Genomic DNA, 16,855 nt, shown 5'->3' on the forward strand with positions numbered 1-16,855 from the left:
GAGGGCGTATCATGGCAGAGGAAAGCCAAGTATTAGTAATTTTTCCACATCCAGATGATGAATCATTCTCATCTGCAGGCACATTAGCACGCTATATCGATAATGGAGTTCCAGTCACGTACGCATGTTTGACACTCGGACAAATGGGACGCAATTTAGGCAATCCACCTTTTGCTACACGTGAGACATTACCAGATATTCGTGAAAAAGAATTAGAAAAAGCAATGGAAGCAATAGGCATAACTGATTTACGTAAAATGGGTTTACGAGATAAAACTGTAGAGTTCGAACCACATGATGAAATGGATGCAATGGTTAAATCCCTCATTGATGAATTACAACCATCTGTCATCATTTCTTTCTATCCGCAGTTTGCTGTTCATCCTGACCATGAAGCTACTGCAGAAGCAGTCGTGAGAACGGTTGGTCGTATGCCAGCATCTGAAAGACCACGTTTACAGCTTGTAGCATTTAGTAATGACGCACATGAAAAATTAGGTGCACCAGACATTCTAAATGAGATCAGTGATTATAAAGAGGTTAAACTACGTACATTCGAAGCACATGCATCTCAAACAGGTCCATTCCTAGAGTCACTTGCAACACCTGACGTACCTGGAGAAGCACACAGTTTCTTAGAAGTAGAACCTTATTGGACTTATAACTTTGAATCTTAAGTGGAGGCAATAGCATGACAGAATTTGACTTATCTACTAGAGAAGGAAGATGGAAGCACTTTGGTTCTGTTGATCCTATCGAAGGTACGAAACCAACTGAAAAAGAAAATATGAAAGACTTACAAAGTACACATAAAGATTTCTTGTTTGAAATCGAAGAGGTAGGTATTAAAAACTTAGTTTACCCAGTACTTGTAGATCGTTTCCAAACTGCTGGAAACTTTAGTTTTTCAACCAGTTTAAATCAAGACGAAAAAGGCATTAATATGAGCCGTATATTAGAAAGTGTCGAAAAGCACTATAATAATGGCATTGAATTAAATTTTGACGCACTTTATCAATTATTACGTAGTTTACAAGTTAGCATGGAACAAAACGCTGCTGGTTTAGATGTCTCAGCTAAATGGTTCTTCGACCGTTATAGCCCAGTCACTCAAATCAAAGCTGTTGGTCATGCCGATGTAACTTATGGTTTAGCGATTGATAAAGATGATGTAACCCGTAAAGAGATTACAATCCAAGCTGCGGTGACTACACTTTGCCCTTGTTCAAAAGAAATTAGCGAGTACTCAGCACACAACCAACGTGGTATTATCACTGTAAAAGCTTTTCTAAATAAAGATGTTGATTTAATAGGTGATTATAAAGAAGTCATTTTAGATGCAATGGAAGCTAATGCAAGCTCTATTTTATATCCTATTCTAAAACGTCCTGATGAGAAAAGTGTTACAGAACACGCTTATGAAAATCCAAGATTTGTAGAAGACCTTATCCGTCTTATCGCTGCAGATTTGGTAGGTTTTGAGTGGCTTGATGGTTTTGAAATAGAATGTCGCAATGAAGAATCTATTCACCAACACGATGCTTTTGCTAAATTAAAATACCATAAATAGTTAAATACAATTTAACTCATACGCTTTATTTATTATAGGAGTACTAATATATATTTATTAGTACTCTTTTTTTGTTCAAAATTTGAATATCTCTAGTAAATGTAATTTCAATTTTTCTAGATTATCTATTTGACGTTATGTTTTTAATTATTAAAAAGTAAAATTTTAAGCGTTACTATTAAATTATTTACTCTAAAATCTAAACTCGCATATTAATTTTAAAATAATGTGTATCAAGAGTTAAATTTTGTTAATGTCCGATATACACTTTTCGTATTAAAATTATTATAGAAGAGATGCTTCTTAGTATATTGGTGTGGTGAAATAAATAATGGATTATGATTTAAAGATATATAATAATAAAACATCCAATTTTAAATGTTTACGTACTAACCATTTTTTAAATATCTATTTCATTTTTGATGGAGCAATTACAATACTAAAAAATAACGACTTTCAACATTATCGTACAGGAGATATATTTTATATTCATGACTATGAATGTATTAATGATATCAACTTTGAAGGCACGTTATTATGTCTATCTATAAATAATTACTATTATTATAAAATTTTGAATAAGTATGCTCAAAATGAACATAATATAATAGATGAAGATAGTCCCGATTTAAAAACACTTTATAACGACGTCATTTTATCAATGTTAAATCAATCAAACACTAAAGATATAGAACGAAAATTATTATATTTAATTAAAGCGACTTATCTTAATACCATAAATACAACTCCTCGCTCTAAATCTGAACAGAATTTTAAACATATATTGATTAGAGACGTTATTCAATATATTAATAACAACTGTGAAAGAAAATTAATTTGCCAAGATATTGCGCATCAATTTTTTGTGAATAATAGCTTTTTATCGCGTGAATTTTCAGCACTTATGTGTTGTACCTTATCAAACTACATTATTGCTTCAAAAATTCACTTTTCAGTATGTGTTTTATTAAATGGTGATAGTTTAGATTTTGTATGGAGACAGTATCACTTCCATTCACTTAAAGATTATATATATCATTTCCAAGCAATCAAAGGTGTAAGCCCTTATGGATTTAATAATAAACAACCTATTATAGAAGGTAGTAAAAAATTCAAAATAATACAACAAAGAACAAATAACTTAATGTGGTGATAACATGAATATAATAACTTACGAAGAAAAGAGAAAATTAATTAAAAAAGTAGTAAAACAAAATTTGAACCTTACATTTGCTGAAATAATTATATTGGATAAATTACTTTATATTAACAAAGAAAGTATTGAAGCGGTAGAACTCAAAAGGTTGTTGTATAGTCACAACACACCCATTTCAATACAAATCAACAATCTCATTGAGCTAGGGCTATTAAAAAAATCTAGAGATGCATATGATGAGCGTTGCATTCATTTACACAATATCGACCTACCTAAAATAAAGTCGATTTTAGATCAATATCATACAATCGTAACTTCTATTTTAAAGCCATCAAACTCAAAATAGCATACATAAAAATAACTGTTAGGCCCTATTTAGAAACCTAACAGTTATTTTAGTATAATTTAATCATTTAACTTATTTTAAATGTTCATAAGGACTATTTTTAACAAAAGAAATGATTTGATCTACAAATAATCTAGCACGTAATTGGAATTCTTCATTATCTAAATATAATGTACCATCGTCTAATTTTTTATAATCTGTATCATGCGTAGCAATTTGTGTTGGTACTGCAATACCTAATAATGTACGTACAATTAAACGTAAATGTGATAGCGGTTCTGAACTTACGATGCCTCCACTATTACCAATAAGGCCTACAGGTTTCATTTTGAAATCATCCATAGTTAAATGATCTAAAGCATTTTTTAAAATACCAGAGTATGAACCATGATAATTCGGAGATCCTAAGACGAAAAAGTCCGCTTCTCTTGCTTTAGCTTGTAATGTACTTAAATTATTTTTATATGTTTCACTTGGACTAGAAGCACCTGAAACATCAAGTTGGTGAATTGGATGTTCTGCAAGATCAAAAATTTCAACTTCAAAATCATGTTCTTCAAAATGCCCTTTTAAATATTGGGATAGCGCTGTTGTATGTGAACCTAATTTCGCACTCCCTACAATGATTAAACCTTTCATAATACACTTCTCCTCATACTAAATTTCATTATTTTCTTTGAGCAATTTCATAATCGCTTTTCCGACGCCACTTTGCTCATTTGTGTCTGTAGCATACTTAGACACTGCTTTTACTTCAGGCGTTGCGTTATCCATCGCTACAGAGTAACCAGCACGCTCTAGCATAGAAATATCATTCATATTATCACCTATTGCCATAACATTTTCCATATCTATATTAAGACGCTCTGCAATCGTTTCTAACGCGATGCCTTTTTGTGCATCTGAGTGTGTAATTTCAATATTGCCTCTTGAAGAAGAAGAAATTGCAAGACTTTCTGATTGTGCTAGTTTCTCACTTGCACGGTCAATTTTTTCTAAATCACTGTCAAAAGCAAGGATTTTCATAACGATTTCTCCAGGGGTATCTTCAATCTTGTCATAATTATCTACAACTTTTAAAGTACCATTATCAATTCGTTTTTGAATACCAGCTTTAATTTTTTCTACGTCTGCTTTTTGACCAGCTCGTTCTGCAATATCTATATATATTTCTAAATCACGTTGAGGGTTTTCAGTGTAGATACCTAAGTTTGTATAAACTTGATAATAAATATCTTCCTTATCCATCTCAGTTGTAATTCTATTAATTAACTCACGATTCAATTTAGATGTACTCATGATATTAAAAGATTCATCTCTCACTTCTGCACCATTTAAACAGATGTAAGGCACTTTCAAATCTGTTTGATTTACAGGTGAATTGGCTTCATAAAAAGCACGTCCCGTAGCAATAACTACTGTTATGCCTTGCGATTGTGCATATTGAATCGCCTTAATATTCTCTTCTGATATCTCATGTGCCGCATTTAATAATGTACCATCCATATCTGTTGCAATTAATTTTATCATTAATTTACCTCGTTTCCTTCTATGATCGATAACACAATCTTAATTACACACCATTCTCATTTGCCACAAATTTGTAACACACTCACATTCTACCAAATCTTTAGTGATTTGTATTATCGGCTGTTTGTATGATTTTTTTATTTTTTCTTAAATTTTTAAAAAATGTTTTTAATAATTGGCTACATGCTTCTTCTAATACACCTGTATGAACCGTTGACCGATGATTAAATCTTGGTTCTTGTAACAGGTCCATGAGACTACCTGCACAGCCACCTTTGGGATCTTTGGCTCCATAAATCACATACGGAATACGGCTCATTACAATCGTTCCAGCACACATCACGCATGGTTCTAGCGTGACATAAAGTCGGCAGTTTTCTAAGCGCCAACTACCGACGACAGCAGCAGCTTTCTGAATTGCAAGATGCTCAGCGTGTGCAGTTGGGTCTTGTGATGATTCTCGCAAATTGTGTGCTCTTGCAATCACTTCATTATCTCGAACAATGACAGCACCAATAGGCACTTCACCAATATCCCCTGCTTTTTTTGCTTCTTCAATCGCAATTTTCATAAAATCTTGGTCAGTTGTCATGTGTCTTACACCTCACATATGGTACAATATTTATTGTCTATTTTAACATTGGAGCGGTAAATATGAAAAAACAATTTATTGCTGTTGAAGGCCCGATTGGTGTCGGAAAGTCTTCTTTAGCGCACAAACTTAGTCAAACTTACAATTACTATGAAGAAAAAGAAATTGTAAATGAAAATCCTTTTTTATCAGATTTCTATGAAGATATTTCTAAATGGAGTTTCCAAACAGAAATGTTCTTTTTATGTAATCGTTACAAACAATTCCAAGATCTTGTTTCAAATGAAAGTGGTATCGTTAGTGATTATCACATTTATAAAAATAAAATTTTCGCACATAATACCTTAACGAGTGCCGAATACAGTAAATTCTCAAGAATTTATGATATTTTAACTGAAGATCTGGAAATGCCCAATATTATCATCTTTTTAGATGCAGAATTAGAAACTTTAAAGGACCGTATAGCACTACGTAACCGCAGTTTTGAACATCAAATTGAGGATGACTACCTACTTAATTTAAAGCGTGATTATAATGCCTATTATAATTCGTTAAAAGCTGACGGAGAACGCGTCATTCGCATCGACACGACACGCCTTGATTTTGTTAAACACAATGATGACTATAATTATATTTTAGAATTAGTGAAGCCACTGATTGGAGGACAAATGCATGAATAAATACGGTATCCCTCAAGATGCTGTGATTACTATCGCTGGTACTGTAGGCGTAGGAAAATCAACATTAACAAAAGCTTTAGCCGAACGCCTGAATTTTAGAACTTCATTTGAAAACGTGGACCATAACCCTTACCTCGATAAGTTTTACAACGACTTTGAGCGTTGGAGTTTCCACTTACAAATTTATTTCTTAGCTGAACGTTTTAAAGAACAAAAACGCATGTTTGAATATGGCGGTGGTTTCATCCAAGACCGTTCGATTTACGAAGATGTCGACATTTTCGCTAAAATGCATGAAGAACAAGGTACAATGAGCCCAGAAGACTTTGAAACATATTCAGAATTATTTAACGCCATGGTCATGACGCCTTATTTCCCTAAACCAGATGTATTGATTTATTTAGAATGTGATTACGATGAAGTCATTGATCGCATTAAACAGCGTGGTCGCCAGATGGAAATGGAAACTGACCCAGAATATTGGCAAAAACTATTCAAACGTTACGACGACTGGATAAGCGAATTTAACGCATGTCCTGTTGTACGTGTGAATATTAATGAATATGATTTACATGAAGATCCAGACTCATTAAACCCAGTCATTGATAAGATTCGTCATATTATTGAGACACATCGTAAAGTAGATCAACGCTAATACAAATAAAGTGTCAACAAAGCATCTGACTTTGTTGGCATTTTTTTGTGCATATTTTTCTTAAATTCCGTTCCGGCTTTTCTATTTATTTCATACTCACTTGCCTAGGACACGGTCTCAGTCTGTAGTCTTTTACTATCGTTTTATTAACTCACCAGGAGTTGGCCAAATCACTGCCATCATTTAAACAAAAATTATCAAGAAGAAAAAACAGCTATAAAAAACAATGGAGTGGGACAATTATTATGTCTCACTCCTTTTTCATTGCTATAACAATGTACTACTCAATATGTCGGCGGTAGATTATTTTTTCAATTTCGTCTTCTGTCACATACTTACTATAATAATGTTCATCTGTTTGATCTAATCCAAATGAACTCGCTTTGTCTTGATCTTCTGTCCCAATATAAAGTTGTTGTTCTGTATCTTGGTATAAATCAAAAACGGCACCTTCATATCTCGCTTCTTGAAATAACGCATAAAGCTCATCAACATCATCTCTCGGGATACGTTTGAAATATAATGTATGCGCTGATTGATTTGCTGTTTGTGCTTCAAAACCATGTTCCAATGCCTTTTCGTCTTCTGTTGCTAGCACCAATTCATTACCAACAATTTCAACTACTTTATAAGTTTCGCCTTTATAATCTGCGTATTTTCCATCAATCATACAATCACCTCTATGTTTATATTAAAGAAAAAAGTCATAATATACGATACGTATATTATGACACAATTTGTGAACTACGCATATTGATTTAATATTCCTAGAACGTCATTCGCGTTATCTACAATATGGTCAGCTTTATTAAGTTCTTGTTCTAATCCTACGCCCGTTAGTACAGCAATCTTAAGGCCTAACTTAGCATTTACACCTGTTTGTATATCATTGGCGGTATCACCCACGATGATTACATCTTGTGGTGATACGTCGTAGTTGTTAAACAAGGGATTAAGCACTTCTGGATTAGGCTTTTCAACTGCATTAGCCTCCGTAGATATGACTACATCAAAGAAATGATCAAATTGAGTTACTTCTAAAAATTGTTCTACGCCTTTTTTAGAATCACTTGTTACTATACCCATTTTATAACCTTGGTTTTGTAGCGTCTCCAACGTTTCATAAATACCTTCTACCAGAACATTTTCTGGCACTCTATTATCAACAAGTGTTTGGCTCCTTTTTTGTGCCCACTTCGAAACGTCCTGACCAGCAATATCACATAACGCTTTGACCATTTCTTCTAAAGCGCCTGAAGCCATTATTGTGCCAGGTTGAATTTCTCCATCTACGATACCTAAATGCTTATATGCTGCATCTATATCATGTATATCGTCCTTGTATGCTTCCATAAAATCGTCGACGAGTTGTAAGCCAATCTTCATCCAACTACCGTCAAAATATATTAACGTGCCATCTTTATCAAATAAAATCCATTTCATCGCTTGAACAGCTCCTATGTAATAACTTCATACTAAATTATATCGCACTTTATTTTAATATAAAGATATAGCGCTAAACAAATAATGAAACTGAGAGAATAATATTATTAAATTCAATGTTTTAGAGAACGTTGAAAAAACATCTCTTTATGTTAATATTATTTCAAAGTTAAGTTAATTTTTTCTTGATATTTAATTTTTATAAAAAGGAAGATGATATATGATATATCTATTCGTAATCATTGTAGTCGCAACGTTAATTGGCATGTTTTTTTTAAAGAGACAAAAGCCTACGTCTCCCAAAAGTTGGCTTAAGGGCATTGGATTAATTATTCTTTCTATCATCATTGTAAATGGCTTTTATCATATAGATGAAATTTTAAACGGTGCTAAGAAAGAGCAAGAAGATATTCAAAATAGACAAAACCCAAAATAAAAAGTATCACTGCAATAATTACAGTGATACCTAAGCTTTCTAAAAGCTCATATTTTTAAATAATTTTCATACATTGATTATAAGACAAGTTTATGGATTTAAATAATCAAGAAAACCTTCTTTGTCACTTTAAGAAGCTTTGTGTCAAAATCGAACGTTTTTAACTTTAAAGATTTTATCTATTTTTTATTCGTCTGTATAATAACAGATAAAATTATGGTTAAAATAAATATCAGTATAGTTGTAAAAATAATAATTTTATTATTAGGATTTTTATCTTCTTGCTCATCATATTCTTCTAATTCTTTAATTCTTTGCTCGTCTATTTCAACTTCTTCTCTTGAGCCTAGCTCATTATCTAAGATATAGGGTTGTTGGTCTTTTACTTTCATAAATTTTTTCTCCTTATTATTAGAATAGCAAAGACACCTAAATCTTTAGGTGTCTCAGTTTTTTAAATTTCATTTTTATTACATTCGGCTAAGCAGTTCTTTTTTTATAATAATCAAAGCATGGTTACCTTTTGAGTTGATGTTTTCCTGAGCATTTAGTATTAATAGATCAATTAAATCGTCGTTATCTTTTTGACTTATTTCGTCTTTGAATTGATCAATATTTTCTATTAAAATTTTTTGATTGGGTTGCTGCTTGTCTATAGTGTAATACTGGTCAGCGCCCAAACCACCCTCTTCAATCATTTTCGATATTTCATTAGATCGTGTTTCATTTGTTTTGCTTATTTCTATTTCTTTTTTATCAGAGTTAACCATTACTATCCCCCCTATATGCCCATCATACACAGTGTAATAATACATATTTAAAATAACAATAACTCTGCTCACTAACAATTTACTGAGGGTTTAATAAATGACATTCTTAGTATCGCTTACATAGATGGTTATTATTAGAATTCATATCAAAGAGGCACCATTGGTTGACCAAGGTGCCTCTTAATCGTTTCAAAAACAAATTTCATCTTAATAAGGATTGTTTATGAAAGTCTGACGAACATCAAATTTTTTAATTTTAATGAATTTTTATAAAAACTCATTAAATGTTTCTATAATTAGATATATATTCAATATACTTAATATGATTGTTAAAATCCAAGCAATAATATTAACCCATGTTTTATTTGTAAATTCTTTTCCCATTATTTTAGGGTTATTGGTTGCTAACGTTAAAGGAATAATACTAAAGGGTAATGCAATACTTAAAAACACTTGTGTGAAAATTAATAGATCCTCAATTTTAGAAGTACTTGAACCATATAACCATAAACAGATGAATACAGGAACCACAGCGATTAGTCTAGTGACTAATCTTCTTGCCCATTGAGGAATTCTTATATTTAAAAACCCTTCCATGACAATTTGTCCTGATAATGTGCCCGTAATGGTTGAATTTTGCCCTGAAGCTAGCAAAGCTATGGCAAATAATGTACTCATAACAGCACCACCTATAGCTCCTGCAAAATCCGATTCTCGTAAAGCATTATATAAATCATAAAATCGTCCTAAGTCTTCACCATTACCAAAGAATAGAGCGGCACCTAATATTAAAATCAAACAATTAATAATAAACGCAATTGAAAGTTGTATATGTGAATCAATAATAGCGTATTTAATAGCCTCTTTTTTCTTAGCTTTACTTTCACGTATGTAGTTACGTGATTGAACAATTGAAGAATGCAAATACAAATTATGAGGCATGATTGTCGCACCAATGATACCTAAAGCTATGTATAACACACCATTGTTAGTAGCTATTTCTGTACTTGGAATAAAGCCACCTAAAACAGCACTCCATTCTGGAGAAGCAAAGTAAACTTCAAATACAAAGATAAAAAGAACTGTAAAAATTAATACACCTACGATAGCTTCAATCTTTCTAAAGCCAAATTTAATAATTACTAGTAAAAGTAAAACATCTAATACAGTAATAGTTACTCCCACTACTAAAGGTATATCAAAAAGTAGATTTAATGCTATCGCACTACCAATGACCTCTGCAATATCTGTAGCCATAATTGCTAACTCTGTAACAATCCAAGCTGCTATCGACAACGGCTTATTACTTATGTGTTTAGTTACTTGAGCTAAGTCCATACCACTCGCAATACCTAAACGAGCGCACATACTTTGAAGTAACATGGCTGATAAGCTCGATAATAATATTATAAATAATAATGTATATCCAAATTGTGCTCCTCCTGCCATTGAAGTAATCCAATTACCTGGATCCATATAGCCTACGGCAACAAGAAGGCCAGGGCCTAGATACATTATTAGTTTCTTGATACCATTTGCTTCGCTATCAAAAGAAACTTTTCCATTTATTTCTTCTAAACTTTTCTTCACTTTAAAAATCTCCTCATTGAACATTAAATTTATCAATGAATATTATAGTATGAATTAGGTAAACCTAAAAATTATTTTTCTTATAATTAAACTTTTAGTTGTTTAATTTCTGATGATTTTAATTAATCTTTGCCTATTATTTTTAAACGACCTTTTATATTAGACTTCTTATTACCTTTCAGAAAATAAGTTGCTATTGAACCCGTTATCATTCCAACTAAACCAATACCAAAAAACATCAGATAAACACTTGTTTGATATCGCGGTCTAAGGTTTATGATTGAAATATATTCAAAGGAGGTTATATAATATGGGTAAATTTAATAGTTTAGAAGACAAAGTTGTAGTTATTGCTGGTGGTGCTAAGAACCTTGGTGGCTTATTAAGTACTACTTACGCTAAAGATGGGGCTAAATTAGTAATCCATTATCATGATGAAAAGTCTTTAGATGATGCTAAAGCTACACTTTCAAAAGTTGAAGAGTTAGGTGGAGAAGGTACATTATTTTCTGGTGATTTAACTAAGGTTAGTAATGTCCAAGCTTTATTTCAACATGCTGAAGAGACGTTTGGAAAAGTTGATATTGCAATAAATACAGTAGGAAAAGTACTTAAAAAACCTATTTCAGAAACGACTGAAGAAGAGTTCGATAGTATGGCAGATATCAATGCAAAGTCAGCTTATTTCTTTATTAAATATGCTGAAAAGTCTATGAATGATAATGGTAAGATTATCACTCTAGCCACTGCATTACTTGCTGCTTATACAGGATTTTATTCAACTTACGCTGGAGGAAAAGCGCCTGTCGAGCATTATACACGCGCAGCATCATCAGAGTTTATGGATAGAGGCATTTCTGTTAATGCGGTGGCACCTGGACCAATGGACACACCTTTCTTCTATCCTCAAGAAGGCGAAGATGCTGTGGCATTCCATAAATCCCAAGCACTTCATAATCAACTTACAAATATAGAAGACATCGCGCCAATTATTACTTTCTTAACTTTAGATGGTTGGTGGATAAATGGACAAACATTATTTGCAAATGGCGGTTATACGACACGCTAGTTAACTTTAAAGAATAAGGAGGTCATTTTGATATGTATTACTTTTTAGCAATATTTAAAGAAAATGAAACAGATATTAAGATTATTACGGAAGAAAAGGTCATAGATGATAAGAACGTATCTTTGCCAAGTAATAATTACGTTAAATCTTTAGCTGAAGAAATAATTGAGCTATCTCATCAAAATAATTTATTCCATAATGACATTAAACGAATTGGTTTAAAAATAGATGATCCTGAACTCATTGGTTATAACACTGTGGAGTCATTAAAGAGTGATATGGTATCAACATTTGGGTTTGAAGCTATTATCCATAATGACTATGAAGATTTACTAGTTCAACTTATTAAATAGACCAAAAAGGTGACTTTATAAAGTCACCTTTTTTAGGAGGTAAATTATGCAAGTAAAGCAAGTAGCCGATAATTTAGGCATCAGTGAACATACTATTCGATACTATGACAAAGCAGGGCTTTTTCCATTTGTTACCAGAAATAAGAATGGCTATAGAGATTTTTCAGTAGAAGACCTATATTGGATTGAATTTATAAAATGTATGCGTCAGACACATATGCCTGTATCAAAGTTAAAAGAAATTGCTGAATTGTATCATCAAGGAAGTTCTACTAAAATGAAACGTAAAGATATATTTTTAAAACACCAAAAAAATCTAATAGAACAAAAAAGACTTATAGATGAAGGTCTTCAAACGTTAGAAGAAAAATTTAAGTTGTTAGAAAGCGAATAAGTAAAAGTATAGTATCAGAGGTGAAAATGGAGAAAATATATTGTGAAAATTTAAAAACGACTGAGGCACTTATAAATATTTGTTAGTGTCTCAGTCATTTTAATACCAGAAACATACATATAATTTTTTATCTTTAATACACGGTTTACATGAAATACTTGTCCTATGATATAAATCTATCTGCTAAATTATTTAGATTTATAACTACTATTTGTTATTGTACCACCTGAAACAATAACATCTTTTTCATCATAAGCTTCTTCGTTAAAAAAGTTTGTTAAGAAGCCTTTCACGCCTTTTTCTATACGTTTTTGTGCTTCTAATGTCATCCCTGAATAATGAATTGTCATCGCATTACGTGGCATCGTTCTCCAAGGATGGTCTTGAGGCGCTGGTTGTGGATACCAAACGTCGCCCGCATAACCCTGTATGTGGTTATTATTTACTAACTCTATTAAATCGTCTTTATTTACAATCTTGCCACGTGCTGTATTGACTAAATAACTACCTTCTTTCATACGGCTTAATACATCGTAATTGAATAAATCATCTGTTTCTGAAGTTAATGGGGACAAAATTACAATAACGTCACTTGTGGAAACTAATTCATCAAAATCAACATATTTAGAATATGGTGTATTTTCTTGGCTTGAACGTCTATAATGCTGTACTTTAACATCAAACGGTTGTAATCTTTCAGCTACTAGCTCTCCAATTTGCCCGTATCCAAAAATACCAATTTTTTTATGTTGAAGATCATGCGCATGATTACCTACTTTAGATAAATTCCATTCCCCATTGTAAGATTGGCGGTGACCTTCCATAAAGTTACGTAATAATATTAAAACATCCATCACGGTATGTTCAGCAACACTAATTGTATTACAACCTGTAACTTCTAATACTGTTAGATCATTTTGACTCGCTGCGTTTAAATCTATATGGTCAGAACCAACGCCAGCTGTTATAGCTAATTTAAGTTGAGACGCTTTTCTAATTCTATTTTCGTCCATATAAGCTGGTAAAAATGGAGAGCTAATAATAACCTCCATGTCTTCTAAATGCTGATCTACCTCTTCGTCGCTATTTATGACTACAAATTCATGGTCTTTATCTTCTAAAAACGATTCAATTCCTAATGCATATCTATCATTTAACAGTTGATTTTCGCTTTTTCCACTAGGATCTGAAGGAAATAATCCAACGATTTTCATAATTATCAACCTCATTCTATAAGAGTTTATATATGTCTATTACCTTCTTCATTAATTTTAATCATATAAAAAAGATAATAGACATATTGAGACCCTATTATTCTTAGGTGTTATTTATGAGTAAGAAGTTGGATGGGGCGAAAATTTCCTCATAGTTTTAAAATATTCCCCATAATTTCAAAAAAACATATAATTTAATATATATATTTTTAATCAGATGAATATAAATTTTATTTTAAAAGTAAAAATAAAATTTTGATCTCTTTGATTCGTGCGCAATTAGATGTACAATAATACTATTAAGAAAAATTAATTTTACAGGAGGCATACATGTTTTTAGCTTGGAATGAAATCAAAAGAAATAAATTGAAATTCAGCTTAATTATTGGTGTATTGATTATGATTAGTTATTTACTTTTTTTACTTTCTGGTTTGGCAAATGGTCTTATAAATATGAATAAAGAAGGCATAGACAAATGGGAAGCAGATGCAATTATTCTCAACAAAGATGCAAACCAAACGGTTGAGCAATCTATCTTTGATAAAAATAAATTATCTGATAAATATGAAGAACAGACTACACTTAAACAAACAGGTGTGATTGCTTCTAATAGTAAGCAAGAAGAAAATGCCTTACTATTTGGTGTTACAGCTGATTCCTTTTTAGTACCTAATATTATTGAAGGAAGTAATGTTAAAAACAATAATGAAGTAGTGGCAGATGCTACATTGAAAGATAAAGGGTTTCATGTTGGTGATCAATTAACTTTATCCCAATCAGATGAAGAATTGAAAATAGTAGGTTTTAGTGAAAGTGCTAAATACAATGCCTCTCCTGTCTTATTTTCTAATAACAAGACAATAGAGAAAATCAATCCAAAACTTACAAATGATAAGACAAACGCCATAGTCGTAAAAGACGATAAATGGGCAGATAAAAATATAAATAATGACTTAGAAGCAATAAAAATTGATGATTTTGTAGAAAACTTACCAGGTTATCAAGCTCAAAATCTAACATTAAACTTTATGATTACATTCTTATTTGTCATATCTGCTACTGTAATTGGTATATTTTTATATGTAATAACACTTCAAAAAACAAATTTATTTGGAGTGCTTAAAGCACAAGGTTTCACTAATAGTTATTTAGCAAAAGTAGTATTAGCACAAACTTTTATCCTATCCCTTATTGGAACGTTAATTGGTTTAGGTCTAACACTAATAACAAGCATCTTTTTACCTAATGCTGTACCAGTAATGTTTGATTTATTTACCCTCATTGTATTTGGACTTGTACTTATTTTAATTTCACTAATAGGTAGTTTGTTTTCTGTATTAACAATTAGAAAAATTGATCCATTAAAAGCTATAGGATAGATTGGAGTGTAATAAATGCTAGAATTTAAAGATGTAACTAAATTTTTTCAAGACGGCGATCAAACTATTGAAGCTGTGAAATCAACAAACTTAAAATTTGGTAAAAATGAACTTATTGCTATAGTTGGACCTTCCGGGTCTGGTAAAAGTACTTTTCTAACTATAGCTGGGGCTTTACAAACACCTAGTTCCGGAGACGTTCTTATTAACAATAAGTCGGTGTCTAAAATGAATCAAAAACAATTAGCACGTACTCGAATGGAAGAAATCGGTTTTATTCTACAAGCAACAAACCTAGTCCCTTTTTTAAATATCGAACAACAGTTTAAACTTTTAAAGAAACAAAAAAAAGACATCTTATCTAATGAAAGTTATCAAAGTTTGATTGGACAATTAGGATTAAATGACTTAAAACGTAAATTGCCAAGCGAAATATCTGGTGGACAAAAACAAAGAGTTGCTATCGCAAAGGCTCTCTATACCAATCCTTCTATAATATTAGCAGATGAACCTACGGCTTCGCTCGATACTGATAATGCTATGGAAGTCATGAAAATATTACAAGAACAGACTAAAAATAGAAATAAAACTTGTATTATAGTAACTCATGACGAAAGACTAACTGCTTATTGTGATAAAATTTATCATATGAACGATGGAATACTCAATTTGAAATAACTGAATAGAATATTTTTCAACTGTAATGAATATATAATTTAACATAATTCATGGCTATTGTAAGTCATATTAAAAGAGACTCCTTTTTCAATAAGGAGTCTCTTTATCATTTCAAAAATATTTATGATATAGAAGTTAAAGATATTTATTATGTTACTAAAGCAATATTTTTTATTGTAAAATAAAGACTTAATACTGTCTGATTTTCCAGAAGTTTTAAGATATCTCAAATGATATAAATATTAATAATTTTAAAAAATGGTTATTATTCTAACGATTATAATTTTTTCTTTGAAAACCTATAATAATAGAAATAATAATTAATGATAAACTTGCTAAAATCAATGTAATATCTAAGCTTGAATAAACATTTTTATTTTCAATATATATTCCGAAGTAAGGCCATATAATAACAAGTGGATACAACCAGTCTTTAAAGAAAATAGAAATAAAAACACCTATTAATGTAGCAATAATTAATATTATTATTGTCCAAGTAAGTTCATTCAGTCCTAATATTGTCTCAATATTATTATTTAAAAATAAAGTGAAAATATTAACTATAGTAGCGACAGTGACCCAACCAAAATAAATTGAAAAAGGTAAGCGATTAAACCCTTTGTATTTACTTAATACAGTATAAATTTTTGCGATTGTATATAGCAGTGATATGATTACTAAAACTGAAGCAAATATCCATTTTTGTGTATAAACTACTACCCATAAACCATTCAATAGAAAGTTAATGATAGGTAAGTATTTTAATTCATTAACTATGATACTTTTATGGCTATTTGAAACAAATAGTTTAATAATCCATGCTAAAATAAGAACATAAATTAATCCCCAAATTGAAAACGCAAAACCTGCAGGTTGTATAACTGCCTGGTTATCCTCTGTTACGCTTCCTATATTTCCACCACTTAAATAATTTAATAAAATCATAATTAAAAAGGATATAAAATATAAAATAATCCATTTGTTTTGCTTAATCACTAT

Annotated in this window: 22 protein-coding genes; 12 read left to right on the plus strand and 10 right to left on the minus strand. The window is 31.2% G+C overall.

Translation table 11 applies throughout. The annotated features are described in order from the left end of the window. Positions 1-11: 11 nt before the first annotated feature. From bshB2 to PYW44_RS11070, 4 genes are all read left to right on the plus strand, one after another. Positions 12-677, plus strand: a complete 666-nt coding sequence (gene bshB2 / locus PYW44_RS11055) for a bacillithiol biosynthesis deacetylase BshB2 (protein ID WP_021339566.1) — start codon at positions 12-14, stop codon at positions 675-677. A gap of 14 nt (positions 678-691) precedes the next feature. Further along, the gene (gene folE2 / locus PYW44_RS11060; protein ID WP_002508464.1) at positions 692-1,570 is read left to right on the plus strand and encodes a GTP cyclohydrolase FolE2; all 879 of its coding nucleotides are present in this window, start codon (positions 692-694) and stop codon (positions 1,568-1,570) included. A gap of 331 nt (positions 1,571-1,901) precedes the next feature. After that, positions 1,902-2,723: a transcriptional regulator gene (locus PYW44_RS11065; RefSeq protein WP_021339564.1), complete on the plus strand. Its 822-nt coding sequence runs from the start codon at positions 1,902-1,904 to the stop codon at positions 2,721-2,723. Between the two features lie 4 nt (positions 2,724-2,727). Beyond that, entirely contained in the window at positions 2,728-3,072 is a 345-nt protein-coding gene (locus tag PYW44_RS11070) for a MarR family transcriptional regulator (RefSeq protein WP_021339563.1), read from the plus strand. A gap of 72 nt (positions 3,073-3,144) precedes the next feature. Here the strand turns inward: PYW44_RS11070 and PYW44_RS11075 are convergent, their stop codons facing one another. From PYW44_RS11075 to tadA, 3 genes are all read right to left on the minus strand, one after another. Further along, entirely contained in the window at positions 3,145-3,711 is a 567-nt protein-coding gene (locus tag PYW44_RS11075) for an NADPH-dependent FMN reductase (protein ID WP_002508467.1), read from the minus strand. Between the two features lie 18 nt (positions 3,712-3,729). After that, positions 3,730-4,602, minus strand: a complete 873-nt coding sequence (locus PYW44_RS11080; RefSeq protein ID WP_002508468.1) for a Cof-type HAD-IIB family hydrolase — start codon at positions 4,600-4,602, stop codon at positions 3,730-3,732. Positions 4,603-4,702: 100 nt separating this feature from the next. Next, on the minus strand, positions 4,703-5,194 hold the full coding sequence (gene tadA, locus PYW44_RS11085) for a tRNA adenosine(34) deaminase TadA (protein WP_021339562.1): 492 nt from the start codon (positions 5,192-5,194) through the stop codon (positions 4,703-4,705). A gap of 62 nt (positions 5,195-5,256) precedes the next feature. Here tadA and PYW44_RS11090 point away from each other — a divergent pair, with 62 nt between their 5' ends. Both PYW44_RS11090 and PYW44_RS11095 read left to right on the plus strand, forming a co-directional pair. Then, the gene (locus PYW44_RS11090) at positions 5,257-5,874 is read left to right on the plus strand and encodes a deoxynucleoside kinase (protein ID WP_021339561.1); all 618 of its coding nucleotides are present in this window, start codon (positions 5,257-5,259) and stop codon (positions 5,872-5,874) included. Continuing rightward, entirely contained in the window at positions 5,867-6,529 is a 663-nt protein-coding gene (locus PYW44_RS11095) for a deoxynucleoside kinase (protein WP_021339560.1), read from the plus strand. The genes PYW44_RS11090 and PYW44_RS11095 overlap by 8 nt, the downstream gene beginning before the upstream one ends. A 280-nt stretch (positions 6,530-6,809) precedes the next feature. Here the strand turns inward: PYW44_RS11095 and PYW44_RS11100 are convergent, their stop codons facing one another. Both PYW44_RS11100 and PYW44_RS11105 read right to left on the minus strand, forming a co-directional pair. Then, positions 6,810-7,199 carry a hypothetical protein gene (locus PYW44_RS11100; RefSeq protein WP_021339559.1) on the minus strand — a complete coding sequence of 130 codons (390 nt, stop codon included), beginning with the start codon at positions 7,197-7,199 and terminating at the stop codon, positions 6,810-6,812. A gap of 74 nt (positions 7,200-7,273) precedes the next feature. Continuing rightward, complete coding sequence (locus PYW44_RS11105) at positions 7,274-7,972, minus strand: HAD family hydrolase (RefSeq protein ID WP_021339558.1); 699 nt, start codon at positions 7,970-7,972, stop codon at positions 7,274-7,276. A gap of 220 nt (positions 7,973-8,192) precedes the next feature. On the opposite strand from PYW44_RS11105, the gene PYW44_RS11110 reads away from it, so the two are divergent. Further along, positions 8,193-8,408 carry a hypothetical protein gene (locus tag PYW44_RS11110; RefSeq protein ID WP_002508474.1) on the plus strand — a complete coding sequence of 72 codons (216 nt, stop codon included), beginning with the start codon at positions 8,193-8,195 and terminating at the stop codon, positions 8,406-8,408. 179 nt (positions 8,409-8,587) lie between these two features. Here the strand turns inward: PYW44_RS11110 and PYW44_RS11115 are convergent, their stop codons facing one another. The 3 genes from PYW44_RS11115 to PYW44_RS11125 all read right to left on the minus strand — a co-directional run bounded on the left by PYW44_RS11115 (position 8,588) and on the right by PYW44_RS11125 (position 10,792). Beyond that, positions 8,588-8,800, minus strand: a complete 213-nt coding sequence (locus PYW44_RS11115) for a hypothetical protein (RefSeq protein WP_002508713.1) — start codon at positions 8,798-8,800, stop codon at positions 8,588-8,590. A gap of 78 nt (positions 8,801-8,878) precedes the next feature. Further along, the gene (locus PYW44_RS11120; protein ID WP_002508712.1) at positions 8,879-9,178 is read right to left on the minus strand and encodes a hypothetical protein; all 300 of its coding nucleotides are present in this window, start codon (positions 9,176-9,178) and stop codon (positions 8,879-8,881) included. Positions 9,179-9,445: 267 nt separating this feature from the next. Next, a complete protein-coding gene (locus PYW44_RS11125; protein WP_037539666.1) occupies positions 9,446-10,792 on the minus strand; it encodes an Nramp family divalent metal transporter in 1,347 nt (448 codons plus the stop codon). Positions 10,793-11,078: 286 nt separating this feature from the next. On the opposite strand from PYW44_RS11125, the gene PYW44_RS11130 reads away from it, so the two are divergent. From PYW44_RS11130 to PYW44_RS11140, 3 genes are read left to right on the plus strand one after another with little or no spacing between them, the layout of a single operon-like run. Further along, entirely contained in the window at positions 11,079-11,837 is a 759-nt protein-coding gene (locus PYW44_RS11130) for an SDR family oxidoreductase (protein WP_071665071.1), read from the plus strand. 32 nt (positions 11,838-11,869) lie between these two features. Next, positions 11,870-12,190, plus strand: a complete 321-nt coding sequence (locus PYW44_RS11135; RefSeq protein WP_002508641.1) for a hypothetical protein — start codon at positions 11,870-11,872, stop codon at positions 12,188-12,190. Between the two features lie 46 nt (positions 12,191-12,236). Beyond that, entirely contained in the window at positions 12,237-12,584 is a 348-nt protein-coding gene (locus PYW44_RS11140) for a MerR family transcriptional regulator (RefSeq protein ID WP_115076049.1), read from the plus strand. Positions 12,585-12,772: 188 nt separating this feature from the next. Here the strand turns inward: PYW44_RS11140 and PYW44_RS11145 are convergent, their stop codons facing one another. After that, complete coding sequence (locus PYW44_RS11145; protein ID WP_065367331.1) at positions 12,773-13,798, minus strand: NAD-dependent formate dehydrogenase; 1,026 nt, start codon at positions 13,796-13,798, stop codon at positions 12,773-12,775. A gap of 330 nt (positions 13,799-14,128) precedes the next feature. Between PYW44_RS11145 and PYW44_RS11150 the strand changes: the two genes are divergently transcribed. Next, the gene (locus tag PYW44_RS11150) at positions 14,129-15,178 is read left to right on the plus strand and encodes an ABC transporter permease (protein WP_115076050.1); all 1,050 of its coding nucleotides are present in this window, start codon (positions 14,129-14,131) and stop codon (positions 15,176-15,178) included. 15 nt (positions 15,179-15,193) lie between these two features. After that, positions 15,194-15,856, plus strand: coding sequence for an ABC transporter ATP-binding protein (locus PYW44_RS11155; RefSeq protein ID WP_115076051.1), 663 nt, complete (start codon positions 15,194-15,196; stop codon positions 15,854-15,856). Positions 15,857-16,126: 270 nt separating this feature from the next. Here PYW44_RS11155 and PYW44_RS11160 read toward each other — a convergent pair whose 3' ends face one another. Next, positions 16,127-16,852: a TspO/MBR family protein gene (locus PYW44_RS11160; RefSeq protein ID WP_115076052.1), complete on the minus strand. Its 726-nt coding sequence runs from the start codon at positions 16,850-16,852 to the stop codon at positions 16,127-16,129. Positions 16,853-16,855: the final 3 nt, after the last annotated feature.

It is taken from the genome of Staphylococcus equorum (genome assembly GCF_029024965.1).
GTDB lineage: Bacteria > Bacillota > Bacilli > Staphylococcales > Staphylococcaceae > Staphylococcus > Staphylococcus equorum.

Bases quoted from the DNA above. Each gene is read 5' to 3' on its own strand.
- bshB2 (WP_021339566.1), top strand. From the start codon at position 12: ATGGCAGAGGAAAGCCAAGTATTAGTAATTTTTCCACATCCAGATGAT.
- folE2 (WP_002508464.1), top strand. From the start codon at position 692: ATGACAGAATTTGACTTATCTACTAGAGAAGGAAGATGGAAGCACTTT.
- PYW44_RS11065 (WP_021339564.1), top strand. From the start codon at position 1,902: ATGGATTATGATTTAAAGATATATAATAATAAAACATCCAATTTTAAA.
- PYW44_RS11070 (WP_021339563.1), top strand. From the start codon at position 2,728: ATGAATATAATAACTTACGAAGAAAAGAGAAAATTAATTAAAAAAGTA.
- PYW44_RS11075 (WP_002508467.1), bottom strand. From the start codon at position 3,711: ATGAAAGGTTTAATCATTGTAGGGAGTGCGAAATTAGGTTCACATACA.
- PYW44_RS11080 (WP_002508468.1), bottom strand. From the start codon at position 4,602: ATGATAAAATTAATTGCAACAGATATGGATGGTACATTATTAAATGCG.
- tadA (WP_021339562.1), bottom strand. From the start codon at position 5,194: ATGACAACTGACCAAGATTTTATGAAAATTGCGATTGAAGAAGCAAAA.
- PYW44_RS11090 (WP_021339561.1), top strand. From the start codon at position 5,257: ATGAAAAAACAATTTATTGCTGTTGAAGGCCCGATTGGTGTCGGAAAG.
- PYW44_RS11095 (WP_021339560.1), top strand. From the start codon at position 5,867: ATGAATAAATACGGTATCCCTCAAGATGCTGTGATTACTATCGCTGGT.
- PYW44_RS11100 (WP_021339559.1), bottom strand. From the start codon at position 7,199: ATGATTGATGGAAAATACGCAGATTATAAAGGCGAAACTTATAAAGTA.
- PYW44_RS11105 (WP_021339558.1), bottom strand. From the start codon at position 7,972: ATGAAATGGATTTTATTTGATAAAGATGGCACGTTAATATATTTTGAC.
- PYW44_RS11110 (WP_002508474.1), top strand. From the start codon at position 8,193: ATGATATATCTATTCGTAATCATTGTAGTCGCAACGTTAATTGGCATG.
- PYW44_RS11115 (WP_002508713.1), bottom strand. From the start codon at position 8,800: ATGAAAGTAAAAGACCAACAACCCTATATCTTAGATAATGAGCTAGGC.
- PYW44_RS11120 (WP_002508712.1), bottom strand. From the start codon at position 9,178: ATGGTTAACTCTGATAAAAAAGAAATAGAAATAAGCAAAACAAATGAA.
- PYW44_RS11125 (WP_037539666.1), bottom strand. From the start codon at position 10,792: ATGTTCAATGAGGAGATTTTTAAAGTGAAGAAAAGTTTAGAAGAAATA.
- PYW44_RS11130 (WP_071665071.1), top strand. From the start codon at position 11,079: ATGGGTAAATTTAATAGTTTAGAAGACAAAGTTGTAGTTATTGCTGGT.
- PYW44_RS11135 (WP_002508641.1), top strand. From the start codon at position 11,870: ATGTATTACTTTTTAGCAATATTTAAAGAAAATGAAACAGATATTAAG.
- PYW44_RS11140 (WP_115076049.1), top strand. From the start codon at position 12,237: ATGCAAGTAAAGCAAGTAGCCGATAATTTAGGCATCAGTGAACATACT.
- PYW44_RS11145 (WP_065367331.1), bottom strand. From the start codon at position 13,798: ATGAAAATCGTTGGATTATTTCCTTCAGATCCTAGTGGAAAAAGCGAA.
- PYW44_RS11150 (WP_115076050.1), top strand. From the start codon at position 14,129: ATGTTTTTAGCTTGGAATGAAATCAAAAGAAATAAATTGAAATTCAGC.
- PYW44_RS11155 (WP_115076051.1), top strand. From the start codon at position 15,194: ATGCTAGAATTTAAAGATGTAACTAAATTTTTTCAAGACGGCGATCAA.